This is a genomic window from Parabacteroides leei (genome assembly GCF_023369805.1).
In the GTDB taxonomy this organism is placed as follows: Bacteria; Bacteroidota; Bacteroidia; order Bacteroidales; family Tannerellaceae; genus Parabacteroides; species Parabacteroides leei.
In genome coordinates, this window is record NZ_JAMBQG010000022.1 from 1 (window position 1) to 13,779 (window position 13,779).

A 13,779-nucleotide genomic window follows, 5' to 3' on the forward strand; every position below is an offset into this window, starting at 1 on the left:
ATCGCCCAAGAGGAATACCATGCTGAATTTTCGTTACAATGTTTAGTTTCTCTTCAAAACTGTGATGTCTATACATAAAAAATGCACCCCTAAAGTTTTATGTCTAACTTTTGGGGTGCACTTCAAATGACGGATTGAGGGGATTTCTCTTTTTAGGGGAGACATTAGGATAGGTGAACAAGAAATCATCGTGATGATTTTAGAATAGATGATAGAGATAAAGCAAAATCTACAACAATTAGCCAATCAAAAATGATCTGTTCAAAGAGAGCTTCTAGCTTTTGGGAAGCTGTATCAACCCTGTTTTAGAGTATAATCCCGAAGATGATTCCCTAATATTTTGTAGTGTTAAAATTCTCATCACAATGATTGTCCCACTTCATTGTGATGAGTGCGTGAAGTCATTGTGATGACTCTGTCGGGACATTGTGATGATAGGGAAGAATCATTGCAATGATTTCCGAAAGGAGGGGTGATGAAGGGAGGAAAACAGAGTGATAAGGTGGATTTTTCTTCCGGAACAGCTGTTTGAGTGAAAACCGCTGTTAGCCTGATCTGTAAAAATCGAACATTCTGAAAGTAATGAATGTTTATCTTTATCTTTTTGATTAATCCGAATAAATGGAGGAAGAGTTATGAAGAAAAGAGATTTTTATGGACAGATGTTGTTGCAGGAAGAGGATAAACGTTCTTGTGGCGATGAAAGTACGGCTGATCTGTATCGGGCAGTGCGTAATCATTTTATATGTTTCTCGGGTGGTAAGGAATTGTACCTGAAAGATGTGACACCGGCTTTGGTTGAGGCGTTTCTGAAATGGTTGCGTGAGAAAGGGCTGCGTGTCAATACGGTGAACAGTTACATGAGTAACCTTCGGGCGATGTATAACCGAGCCCGTCGGGAGTCAAAGGAGAAAACGGGAGAGTCGCCTTTTGCCGGGATTCACCTCAGACGGGAAGAGACGCACAAACGTGCTGTGCCGGTGGAAGTGATAAAGGAAATAGCTGCTCTGGATTTGAAGAGTGAACCGAAGAAACAGCTTGCTATCGATCTGGCATTGTTTTCGTTTATGGCTTGCGGCATTCCTTTTGTGGATATCGTGCATCTGACGGGTGAGAATTTGGTGGAGAACGGTACGGTATTACAATACCACCGGCAGAAGACCGGGGCATTTGTCCAGATGGAAGTGACTTCGGGGATGCAGATGCTGATCGACCGGTATAAAGACGAAGAGAGGCGTTACCTTTTCCCTGTATTGCCGGAAGATGCGACCCACGAACAGTATAAAGCCTGTCTGGCGACGGAAAATCGTTACCTGAAAGAAATCAGTGTGATGCTGGATTTGCCGGAAACATTGACGACCTATTCGTTCCGCCATGCCTGGGCTTCGGAGGCGTACCGCTTGCATGTCGCTATCGGTGTGATCAGCCAGGCACTGGGCCATACGTCGGAGAAAACGACCCGTATCTATTTGCAGAAGTTTGACGTATCGGAAATAGCCAAAGCAAACCGGCAGGTTTCCGAAGCGGTCGGCAGCTGTTTACGGGTGGGGTAAACCTTATTTATATAATAAGGGAGAACATCCTCTTTTAGTCTTACAATCAGTGTTTTATAAATAAGAAAAATCCTGAATTGTAATGAAGTACGTGGCAAATGTAAGAAGAAAAAAATGAAAAAACAAGGAGTGTAGGGTGTTTTCTTAAAAAACGCATATTTATTTTACTAAATTTCACAAGTTAACCTATTTTTTAGCCATAGAATATGAATTTCATTACAAGATGGTATAAAACAGGCCCGGACTGCCATCGTTTTTTAATCTGTTAAGAGAAAACTGTTATTTCCGCAGTTCCGTTTCTTCCTCCAAAAAGACTCAAAAAGACATCAATCCTTCATTTTTTACCTCCAAAATTCCTTAAACGGACACTTTCGGAGAGGGCTTTTTTCACCCTCTACCCTTATTATATAAATAAGGTAACTTTTTAGAGGTAGATCAGAAAATCAAAGGCTGGTATTGATATAATTATATATGTATAGGATAAAAAGATCACAAAGAGAAGCGTTTTGCCTGTTGTTACTTTTCAGCCTGCTTTGGCGGGGAGTGACAGCCCAGACAACGACCTATCATAAGGCGGAGTCCTTTTTATTCTCTTTCAAAGAGAACAGCGACATGTTCCTTGCAGATTATGGTGATAACGCCTACCAGCTGGAGCGGATGGGACGACTTTTGGATGTTTCCCGCAACCGTCTGCAGAAAGGTGGCTCCCACCTTTTGATCGTTTCGCATGTGAATGCTTACGGCGGTGAAGAAGAGTCGGTGATAAATGAAGCTTCCCTTCGTGCGAACCGTATCCGTTCTTACTTGAAGACCCGTTTCGATATCCCTCATGAATGCGTAGCCTTTTATATCGACCGTAGCGGCAGTTATCGTGACCGGATACATGTCTATGAGGTGTATAAACCGCTTCCATGGTTTGCTAATACTTCGATCCATTACAGTGATAGCCGTTATCCGGTTGCGATGAAAGCGGCGGTCGACCGATATGGTGCCGTTCCTTATGTCGATTTGTACCGTCGTGGAGAGGCTGGTGGTTACGATCGTGAAGTGTATCGTATAGACGACCCGCTTTTCGACCGGACGGAACTGGAGGATTATCGGCTGGCATCGGTGGTCGACACCTTGAGAAAGGGGAAAGGTGAATCGGACCCCCCGGCTGTTTCTTTAGCAACGGCGGTGACGACACGTGAAGCAATGCGGATAAAAACAGAACAACCCGAACAACCAGTCGTTGCAAGGAAACCGGAACGCAAAGCTGCATATCTTGCCGTTAAAACCAACCTGCTCCCGTGGTGCACTATAGTCCCTTCGGTGCGTCTGGGAACCGGTGAAACAAAGATGGAAACCGGATCTTTTATGCCGAATCTGGCACTGGAATACTTTTTTGCCGACCGTTGGTCGATTGCCGTATCAGGCATGTATTCCGATTTCTCTTATAAGAATAAGGTGCGCGACCACTGGTCTGTCTCTTCTTTTTCCGTCGAGCCCCGCGTGTGGTCGTTGCGTCCCGGTGAGTTTATGTGGCTTAATACCGGGTTGTTTTGTGAATACGGTGACTTTGACATACAGGGCAGCGCGATTGATCCTGATAAGGATATTCTCTATGGGCGTACCGGTCGTTTCTGGACGGCAGGTGGCAGTTTAGGTTGCCTGATCCCTTTCGGGAAAGGTTTCTGTATGGAGGCAGGGCTACGGGTAGGTTATCGTTCGGTATCGGAGGGAAAGAAGTACCGTTACGATAAAGTAGATGACAAGAATTATCTGGAAACCCGTTTTTCATCGACAGGTTTTATGGTGGGTTTGAATATCAATCTGGTATATCGTTTTCAAATCAGATAAGGAAAGGAGTGTAAATATGGGAAAACAAAAAAAACGTAGAATAAGAAAATGGATGATATGCTTGGTATGCGGCGTATTCCTATCGGCATGTACTTACCATACGCCGGATGAAGATTGGGAGAAAAACGGAAGGGTGCGCCTGCTTCTCGATTGGCAAATCCGGGTACGACCTTCGGTTATGACTTATCATTTTTATAAAGATGGCACAGGCAGTCCCGTTGTGCGACGTGGAGACACTTGGGGATATGAAGGTACACTTCCGGTGGGACATTATAAAGTGGTAGTCTGTAATACCGACTGCGAGAATGTTTTGCTGGAAACAGAAAACGGATATGAGGAGGCTTGTGGGAGAGCCAGGCAGGTATCTTCCCTGAAATCGTCACAGGTCTTGATCGAACAACCCGGTAACCTGTACGGTACCGGTTGCGAAGAAATCGATGTCGGGGGCGAAAATTTTGTCGTACGGGAGTTGAGTCCTGTCAGTCTGGTGCGAAGGTTGGAGCTGAATATAAAGGTTACAAGCGGGGAGACGAGCGGAGTGGTTCAATGTGAGAAACTGACAGGCAGACTCAGCGGTCTGTCTCTAGGTGTATACCTGTCGAATGGTAAACCTTTTACCGGAACGCCTGCCTTTGTCGTATTTGAGCCTGAACGAACTCCTTCCGGAATATATACCACGACACAGAACCTGTTCAACCTGTCGGAAAAGGAAACCGGTGGCAGTTCGGTCAGTCTCCTGCTGGATATGGAATTGTCAGACGGAAAAGAAGTAGCCACGTCGGTCGATATCACGGAAGAGATTGGTAAAGCATTCATAGAGAACACGTTTTCGGTGATACTTGACCTGACTGTCAGGTACGACGAAATAAAGGGCTTGACTGTCCAGTTGGCGGAATGGAAAAAAGGAAATGAGGGTTCGGGTATTGTCGATCCCTGAAAAAGAATAACAATTAAACACTGGTATGATATGAGAACAAATGTATTTTTTGTAACAATTCTGTTGGCAGTCGCTTTTCTGGCGGGTTGTACCAACACCGAAGAGCCGGTGACGGCAAGTAGTGGGGAAGCGATCCGTATAACGGCGGGTATCGGAGGAACTACCCGTGCGGTAATAGACGCCGGTTATGGCACGGATCTGAATGTGTCGTTTGCCCGGATTGATAACCTGCCTGCCTGTATGAACTGGAATACCCCGTCGCTCGATGCTATCCGCACCGGCGGTACAGGTAATACGGCGATCACCTTCGAGCAAAAACAAAACTATCTGGCGGCAAATGGAGTCTCGGCCCTGATCGGCTACTATCCCCGCAAGAGTCCGGAAACAGGGACGGCCAATCCGCTGAGCGTTGTTTATACTATAACCGGAGATGAAGATATTATGGCAACGGAGATACGGACGGGCTGGTTGGCCGCCCCGTTTGAGGCATTCACCTTTAACCATCTGCTTACCCAGTTACAATTCATTTGCGTGGGTTCTGCCGAAGCCGTAGCCAAATGGATGGGAGTCACTTCCATAACGGTAAAAGATATAGCCACGGAATTGACACTTTCGCTCGATAAAACGACGGGCGCCGGTTTAAGGGCTACCGGTGCTGCCGACAAGAGCCTGCGTATAAAGAACTGTCCGGCGGTTGTCTCGGTAGTTGGTCAGGCAACTCCCCAAATCGGCTACCTGCTGCTTTATCCGGCAACAGATATGGGAACAGCCCAGGCAATTAACCTGGAAGTGACAGCAACTTACAACGGAGGGATAAAAACATTGCCTGTCCCTATAACGAATATTGATGGTGGAGTACAGGCGGGACAATCCCACCTGGTCACGCTCACTTTTGCGGAGGATGGCACGGTCATGGCGGAAGCAGGTATTGCCGTATGGCAGCCGGGTAATGGAGGAGGTGCCGTAATAACCCCCGGAGAATAAAGGAATTGTTTCAGACACCGAATTACATTGTTATCGATGAATAAATTAATGATAAAAGTATTTGCTTTCCTGCTTCCGGCAATAACTGGCTGTTCGGATGGTAGTGGCCGTGAGCCGCTGCCTGCTGCCGAAACGATGGTCAGTCTGGAAGGGGCGATCGGGCTGTCTACGCGTGTTGTGATCAATTCGGGTTATGAAGCGGATCTGGATATCTGTTTTGCGCGTCAGGACGAAATTGGCAATACCTATGGTAGGTGGAGCCTGCACAAAGCCGTCCGTAGCGGAGGAGGCGGGAACCGTCCGATTCAGTTTGATATCCCCCAGTTGTATCCGGCTGATGGAAGCCATATTCGCTTGCATGGTTATTACCCGGTGGAGAATGATGTCGATGCGTTGACGGGTAAGGTTACTTTTACTTTGGATGGTATGACGGATATCATGGCAACGGGATGCCTGTCGGCAACCGCTTATGCTCCTGTACGGACCTGCCTGTTCCGTCATTTGCTGACGCAGGTCGGATTGGTTTGTTATAGTGACTGTGCAGCGTTGTGGGGAGAGATCGTGAAGATCGAAGCTATGGGAGTCCATACACGTCAGGAGCTCGATTGTGCGGGTGGATCCCCCCTGTTGACAGATGTTTCTTCCGCTGAAGCGATAAAAAATGTGACCGTGCAGGGGATAGAGGAATTATCCGTTCCGCAGGTGGATGAAGGGGGAGAGGTGCCTGAGGCACAAGGGTATGTCCTGCTTCCCGTATCTCTGCCCGTAGGAACGGGCGGGAATCCGCTCCGGTTGGAGATAACCACGACGAAAGATGGAAAAGGAAATGGGATAGAAACGGTGACACCTGTATCTGTCACCGTAGAAAACGGTTTCCGGGCAGGTAAACGGCACGTCATTTCGCTTTTTTTCACTGCGGGCACCGGTATTCGAACTTCTTTTATTGGTGTGGAACCCTGGACGGATCAAGATGCCGGTGAACTGCCTATCTGAGAGGATGTCTAACGTAATTAAAAATGATTTTCTATAGTGTATAATTAAAAACAAACGAAAATGAAAACAACGACAATGTGGGTTATAGCTATAGCCCTTACGGCAACAACAGGTTGCTCTGAAACAGAAACAGAAGTGATCGACTCCGGCGACGACGATCAGGTCGCTTTAGGTATTTCACCTAATCTGAAGGTGGAAGCCGGAACCAGATCGGCCACAAAATCGGTCGTGAGCGGTGACCTTATTACCTATACCGATTATACGACTGAGGCACCTGGATTAGGCGTGTTAATAACGAATAAGACTGTAAATGGCTGGTATACACCTGATGGAACGGATTACACAGGCCACCATGTTTGGTATATGGGCGATGAAAGGGGAACTAACTGGATTTCCATACAAACCAAAGGGGGCATTTTTGCGGCAACGAACGAATCTCCCTATTATCTGACGAAAGATATAGGGAGAGTATATGCTTATTATCCGTATGACGCAACAGTGACCAATACGCTTATGACTGTAAATACGGAGTCCGACCTTAAAATACCGGTAACAGTTCTGGCCGTCGGAGAGATAGACGCTCAGAGAAACAATGCGAAGAAATATTGGAACATGGGTGCGTGGGCATCTACAGCGAGGGTTGACCAGGTCAACCTGTCCCTGGCGGCAGAAAAAGACTACCTGTATTTTGCGGCTGACGGCGGACGCAACGTAAATAACGGGCGCGCCGACGGGCATACACCTGTTACACCGGATGATGAACCTGATAATCTGGATACGGACAATCCCGGTTACAAGATCAACCTGGATATGAAACATGCGATGGCGATGGTCTCTTTCCGGGTGTACGATGGCGGCCGTCTGAGTGATAACGATGTGAATTTTACGAAGTTTACCATAAAGAATCATACCGGTGGATCCAATCTGTTCAAGACAGGCAACGGCAAAATGTCTTTGACGGACGGTACGATAACAGGAACAGTTACGACGGCGGAATTAAGCCGGACGATCGTCAATTACGTCCTGATGCGGCAAGTGGATGCTTCGGAAGGGCAGTATGCCTTTATACAGACCGGGACTACGACCGGCGGGATAAATGGTAAGACAGTCTCCAAATCGGTCAGTGCCATAGTGTATCCTGTTACTTTCGGAGAAGATGAAATCGACCTGGAGATTACGCTTCAAGAAGGTAGTAATCCTCCCGTTGTGTACCCCGTAACGCTGAGCGGTAATCAATGGGAACCCAACAACAATTACATCTATACACTTTCCGCAGGCCGTAACAAACTTACGGTGATGGATGTCAGTGTTGAAGCCTGGTCGGACAACGAACAGGACGAAATACCTCTGTAATCATATCCAAAAAATAAAGCCCGTGAAACAATTCATATATACATTTTCGACAGCCGTTTTCTTCCTGCTGGCTAACGCTTGTACGGAGGCCACGATCTTTATGGGCGACGGGGGAAACGAAGGCAAAGGCGATGTGGAGGAGGGTGTTCCCCTGAGCGTTAAGAATCTGGGCTTATCGGTTGAGATAGAATCGAGAAGCATTGCGACGGGAGGGGCTGTAGCTGGTGTGGCGAACCCCAATCCGCTTATGCAGGTGGGGCTTTCAGTCACAAAAGCGAACGGTTCCGCCTATGCCGGGGGCATTCATACACAGGTGTTTGTGTACAATGCGACTGCTGTTTCGCCCGGCTGGGAGTTGGCAGAGGGTGAGGAGAGACTTTTGTTGTTTTCGGAGAAAGGGACCGTATACGGGTATGCCCCGGCGGAGAAAAGCGTGTCTTTATCGGGAACACCGAAAGTACCCGTGATGAGTGGTGTAAAGGTGCTCGATAAGCAGAAGTTTTACTTCAGCGACACCCATGATCCGGTAGATGCATCGACCGATGTGCAGTGGGAAACCGACCAAGATGATTTCCTGTATTGTAAAGTGCCGACGGAGGTGGACCGCTGGCATCCCGAAGTTTCTTTGACGATGAACCATGCCTTGGCTAAAGTCAGTTTCCGTGTATTGGAAACGGATGGCGGTTCGGAGTTTGCCGACAGCCGGGTGAAGAAGGTCGTACTGAAAAGTAACGGCGGTTTTAAAAAGTCGACTTCCGCGAAGCTGAACCTGGCAACGGGGGAGCTGAACGGTACGATGCCGGCGGTGGGTGAGTTGTGGTTTACGGCTGATGGCGACCTGCGGAGAGTAGGGACGGAGGTTGGCGCTGATGAAGATGATATCCGGAAGGTTGCAATACAGGTTTTCGGAATGGTTATACCGGTGGTGGATGTCCCTGTGACGTTGGAACTGACGCTCGACAATGGTTCTGTTTTTACGATGGCTCCGGCGGCAGGAGGTGGTGGGGCAAGTACATTTATTGCCAACTGGCTGAAGGGAAACAATTACATCTATAACATCCGGCTATCTCCGCAGGGTATCAGCATAGACAATGTTGAAGTTGTCGGCTGGACGGAGGGCGGTACAACTGATGTGCCCGTGGAATAGTGAAACGAAATAATGCGAAAGACGAAATAAAATGGAACGGAATCGAGTACAGTTATATCTATTGTGGCTACTGGCCGGTATATTGCTGCTTGGGTGTACGGCGGGACCGGTAGAGGAGATCGTACCGGAAGAGAGTCGGCCGGTAGCCCTCAGTTTCGGCAGGCCCAGTCTGGGTGTGCCGGAACTCCTGACCCGTGCCGGAGAGGTTGCCACCCCACCTCCGACTCCTTTGCCAGCCGGGGCGACCGTACGTATCGGAGCTTACTTCACCGGTAGTGTAGGAGATACGCCGTCCGATGCTTCCTTCTCTACAATGGCCCCCTCGTTCGAAGCGACCTACGTGGTAGGGAATGACGGCAGTTTATCCCCTTGTTGCGTGAATGGGAACGGAGAGCAAACGGCGGGTACAGCCAAAGGTTTGACCGTCAGGGGAGGTATGTACGATTTTTATGCTATCTCCCCGGCACGGCCGCTATTGAAAGGAAATGACGGTTTTTATAAGATAACCGGTCTTCCTCACAAGGAAGATGTAATGACTTCTTTTGTCCGTGGTGTGGCTGTGACGAAGACTGCCAGGCGGGTGACACTCGGAACTTTTAGCCGGAAATGTGCGATGTTGGTATTCAACGTGGCTCCTTCACCCGATAATGCACTTCCTTTCGATCAGCTATACGGAACATCTCTTGTAATAAAAAAGATATCATCTTCGGGTACTGTCCTGTTGGCAGGTACGGATACGGGTATTCTTCCTACGGGAGGCGGTACGGGGGCGGATGCGGAAGTTACATTTGCAGCAGAAGAGTTTGAACCGGTCGATCCCGGTTCTGATCCGGATAATTGTGGTCTGAACAAAACAAAAGGCGTTGTCCTTCCTAAAGACGACCAACCTTTCGAGGTGGAAATAACCGTGGTAAGAGACGATGAGACAGCGATCCTCAGGGCCACTATCGACCGGAATATCTCTTTCGACGAAGGCAAGCGGTATATTTTTACCCTCGAAGTGAAAAACAATGAAAGTAGCCTGATAATGAAGGTGCTCGATTGGTATGATGAGATCGTATTTGAAGACGGGAGTGTGGGAGGTCCCGACACTCCTTATCCTCCCGATCCCGATATCAACGAAGGAATAGGCACAACCGTTACTGTTGCCCGATGGAAGGAAATACCCTGGAGCGGCAACGGAAATGTCGGTGGAGATAGTTGAACGAAATAGATTAAAAAAAAGAAATACAATGAAACGAGTAAATAAAACAAGGCTGTTTGCACTGTTGTTTCTGCTGGTTGCAGGCGGTTGTACGGAAACGGTTGTGGAAGAAGATGATATTCCGCTTCATGCTCAGAAAGAAGTAGATGCCGGGTTTGTCCTGAATGTGCTGACTAACCGGACTCCTGTTACCCGTAGCATCACTTTTACTCCGGACGGCACGATCGAGTCGGATACGCTGGCAGTAGGTGTAGGGGACTCGGTACGAACGAGAGCCACCGCTCCGTTGTCAGAAATGCAGGAAAGCCGGATCGCCAGCCTGTGGGTCGGGCAGTATGATGTGACAACCGGTACGCGTTTATTCAACCAGTATATCCCTTCTATGACCGGTACAACAGTCAACCTGAAACTGAAACAGAGTCAGAATGGCAGCAGGAGCCGTGTCTATTTCGTGTCGAATGCCGGTGACCTGGGGGCGATAGCTACTGAAGCGATCTTAAAAAAACATACGTTGACATATACTTCTACGGCTGAGGGATTGCCTGACGATAATTTATGTAAAATGATGGGATCTTGGGAAGGCGAAGTGTCGGACGTCGGTGTAAGAAATATAATGGTGGAACTAACCCGTCTTCTCGCTACGATTAAGTTTACTTATTCAACAAGTACAGATTTTACGTTTAGGCCTACTTCTGTAGTTTTGAAGAATGCCCCGACTGTATCGCAGGTGGAAGCACCAACGGAACAATTGACAACAGGGGATATCCGTTATAATACATATACGGGTACGGTCAGCCAGACAGGCGCTACCATTTATTGGTATCTGCCGGAGAATATGGCTGGTACTGTCGGTGGTGACAACGTCGTCAATTCGGAGAAAAAGAAGACTGGTCGGGGTGTCACGAATGCAACCTGTATCGAACTGACAGGTACAGCGGTACAGGGTGGCGTAACTTATGGGAATGTTACTTTCCGTTTTTATCCGGGTAGTAATGAGAACAATTACGATATTGTGCGTAACTCCCGTTACACGATGAATGTTACTTTGGTAGGTATAGATGTTTCCGACGAGCGTATAACCGTCGGTGAGATACCACCTATCGTGGTTGATCCGGAGGAAATGCCAGCTAAAAAAGGTGGTGAAAAAGAGATACAGATTACAGCCCGGCCGGGTCAGTCGTGGGTATTCGATATGCCTAGCTGGTTGTCAGCGTTGTTGGATGGCCGGAATATTCCTTCGGGTGCAACCATTACGCATCAGGGGCCTGCCAATGTGGTGTTTAAGGCTGAAGAGGCTAATCCGAAAGCAGAGAGTCGCAGTGTCTCCTTTGATATAGATATAAATGGCACGAATCAGTCTATAACAATCTCCCAAAGTGGTTCTACCTTGGTAAAAGGGGAGGATATTTCATTGAATGCGGAAGCTGGCTCTGATGGTGTTTCCTCTTTTACAGCCACCGAGGGTTTGCAGTGGTTAGCGACTTTAGAAGGAGATGGCTGGCTGAACTGGGCGGCTACAAATCCGGGGATATCGGGTAGTGAAGCATCTGCAAGTGCACAACCGTTAAAGGTAGAAGCTACTACCAGTAACCCGCTGTCACGGACACGTACCGGTAGAATAATTGTCAAAGCCGGGGCTTCGGTGGGTTATGCCGGTTATACGGATCTGAAACAGGAAATAACTGTTGAGCAGGCGGGGGCTATTGTAACCGGATCAACCGTGAATATAAATGCGGAAGCTGTAAATAATCAGGCATCAACCTTTACTGCCACAGCAGGTTTGGACTGGGTAGCTAATGTCACGAATGGTAATTGGATCACACTCACCGGAACAACGTCGGGTTATCCGACCACCGGAAATTTACAGAACATAACTTTTGATGTTTCTGTTAACCCGTCTTCAACTCAACGAAGTGGTGAAGTTGTTGTTCGTGCGGGGGATGTGGCTGGTGGTCCGACGGGAACAATTACGGTAAATCAATTAGGCTCTAACTTTAGCGTATCTGATACAGAGTTAATGTTGGCGTATGTTGCTACTTCTGGTTCTGTAATAGTAAAAGGAACAAACGGTTTACTTTGGACAGTAAGTCCGTCTGAGAGTATAAATGGTATCACACCTGCTACTATCTCTCAAATAGCAGATGGTAATGCGCAGGTATTAAACTTTGATGTTACTGAAAATATTGGTACTGTAGTTCGTGAAGCTATTTTCACTGTCGCTGTAACAAATGGAGATCATTCTAAGCGAGTAAGAGTGAGACAGAAGGCCCGTGTTACTGTAACAATAGATCAGAGTGTGTTGCAAAGCTATTCTGCTCGATTATTATTTGGTTATAATTGGTTAAGTCATCCGCCATTTGATGCTGATGGAACAAATAAAGCCGCATCTCATGGTATTACTAATGTGAATTTATCATCATCTCCTCCTACAATGACAGGGTCTTATACTATACAGATACAGGAAGGACAAAATAGAGCCTCTGCCAGTTATTCAGATATGCGACATTATTGTGATACTTTAACTGAAGATGTTTTTAATGATTGGCGTTTACCAACTCAAATAGAGTTGCATGGCATATATCAAAAAGTTGCACAAGAAGGTTCTATAGGTGCTAGTGCTAGCGCGTTTATCAGCAATTGGTATTGGAGCAGTTCGGTTTATCTTGAGGCTCCTGCCGATTATCGTTGTGTATTGACTTTTGGTGGTGTTGATGGTATTCCTGCCGGTGCTTTTGGTGCTCTTGGTTTGGGTACCAATTCTTATGTACGTTGTGTAAGAGATATTCAATCTATAAGATAAGAAATTATGAATAAAAAAGATTTAATTAGTGCATTAGCTGTCAAAATGAATGTTACGCGACAACAATCATGCAAGTTTATCAACTGCTTTCAAGATGTATTAACTGAGGCATTAAAACAAGATTCGTCTGTGATGCTCCAAGGGTTTGGAACTTTTTCTGCTTGGAAACAAAAGAAACGGGAAGGACGTAATCCTCGTACAGGTATTTCTTGTGTAATCGCTCCACGTAAAAGTGTTAAATTCAAACCCGGAAAGTATTTGCTTAGAGATTTGAACTCGTACGAATAGAGGTGCCTGGTGGGAGACAGGGGGACTTTATAGGAAAACTCTGTGTCTCCTTCTTTTGTCTTTGATTTTTTCCTTTAATTATTAATGCCTATCAAAATGAAAAAACAAAACAAATTAGAGGCTCTGTTTCCCAATGGAAAAGTGCCTAATGTGAAGGATTTTAACCGTAGTCTTGATAAAATGTCGAAGGATGGTCGTAACCATTTACTTGAAAAGATTTACAAAATTGCATTTACCGTATGGTCTACCTTGCCTAAAAAACATCAGAAGTTTATCGAAGAGGTAATTGTCCATGATCGTCAGTCATACGTAGACTTTATACAACAAAGGACAGTTATGGTTTGTCTTCGCTGTCCGCTCAGGTTTCCTGTTTTGTTTATTCGGATGTTGCATTTGACTGAAGTTGTTGAACGGACTGCGCAAACTTCTATAAATCATATTGCAATGTCCGTCCTGATTTGTTTTCAGATTTGTGGTAAGATAGGTACGGTTGCCGGGCATATCAGTAAAGGGGGGATTACAAGTGGGGAGGTGCTGGTGTTGGCAGGGAAGGTGAGGGTGGGGGATTATTCTGCTTTTTTTTAGTAAACTGGAATGTAAGTTGATAAAATCAAGAACTACAAATGAAAATTATTACGATTTAGTATTTGCATCATACAGTGAAAGGGTTAGATGAATAAA

General features: G+C 46.7%; 11 protein-coding genes. All 11 read left to right on the forward strand.

The features are described from left to right. Positions 1-635 precede the first annotated feature (635 nt). The 11 genes from M1P97_RS22140 (at position 636) to M1P97_RS22190 (ending at position 13,683) form a co-directional block, all read left to right on the forward strand. Positions 636-1,553, forward strand: a complete 918-nt coding sequence (locus M1P97_RS22140; RefSeq protein ID WP_249390229.1) for a tyrosine-type recombinase/integrase — start codon at positions 636-638, stop codon at positions 1,551-1,553. Positions 1,554-2,024: 471 nt separating this feature from the next. Continuing rightward, positions 2,025-3,392, forward strand: a complete 1,368-nt coding sequence (locus tag M1P97_RS22145) for a DUF3575 domain-containing protein (RefSeq protein ID WP_249390230.1) — start codon at positions 2,025-2,027, stop codon at positions 3,390-3,392. Between the two features lie 16 nt (positions 3,393-3,408). Next, positions 3,409-4,329: a DUF5119 domain-containing protein gene (locus M1P97_RS22150; protein WP_249390231.1), complete on the forward strand. Its 921-nt coding sequence runs from the start codon at positions 3,409-3,411 to the stop codon at positions 4,327-4,329. A gap of 30 nt (positions 4,330-4,359) precedes the next feature. After that, entirely contained in the window at positions 4,360-5,313 is a 954-nt protein-coding gene (locus M1P97_RS22155) for a fimbrillin family protein (protein ID WP_249390232.1), read from the forward strand. A gap of 36 nt (positions 5,314-5,349) precedes the next feature. After that, positions 5,350-6,306 (forward strand): fimbrillin family protein, encoded by a 957-nt coding sequence (locus M1P97_RS22160; protein ID WP_249390233.1) that lies wholly within the window; start codon positions 5,350-5,352, stop codon positions 6,304-6,306. Positions 6,307-6,366: 60 nt separating this feature from the next. Continuing rightward, positions 6,367-7,659 carry a fimbrillin family protein gene (locus tag M1P97_RS22165; protein ID WP_249390234.1) on the forward strand — a complete coding sequence of 431 codons (1,293 nt, stop codon included), beginning with the start codon at positions 6,367-6,369 and terminating at the stop codon, positions 7,657-7,659. Between the two features lie 22 nt (positions 7,660-7,681). After that, a complete protein-coding gene (locus tag M1P97_RS22170; protein WP_249390235.1) occupies positions 7,682-8,806 on the forward strand; it encodes a fimbrillin family protein in 1,125 nt (374 codons plus the stop codon). 31 nt (positions 8,807-8,837) lie between these two features. Further along, the gene (locus M1P97_RS22175; protein WP_249390236.1) at positions 8,838-10,010 is read left to right on the forward strand and encodes a BF2992 family fimbrillin-A clan protein; all 1,173 of its coding nucleotides are present in this window, start codon (positions 8,838-8,840) and stop codon (positions 10,008-10,010) included. Positions 10,011-10,038: 28 nt separating this feature from the next. After that, complete coding sequence (locus tag M1P97_RS22180; RefSeq protein WP_249390237.1) at positions 10,039-12,810, forward strand: BACON domain-containing protein; 2,772 nt, start codon at positions 10,039-10,041, stop codon at positions 12,808-12,810. 6 nt (positions 12,811-12,816) lie between these two features. Next, positions 12,817-13,098 (forward strand): HU family DNA-binding protein, encoded by a 282-nt coding sequence (locus M1P97_RS22185; protein WP_249390238.1) that lies wholly within the window; start codon positions 12,817-12,819, stop codon positions 13,096-13,098. 96 nt (positions 13,099-13,194) lie between these two features. Beyond that, entirely contained in the window at positions 13,195-13,683 is a 489-nt protein-coding gene (locus M1P97_RS22190; RefSeq protein ID WP_249390239.1) for a hypothetical protein, read from the forward strand. The last annotated feature ends 96 nt before the right edge of the window (positions 13,684-13,779 follow it).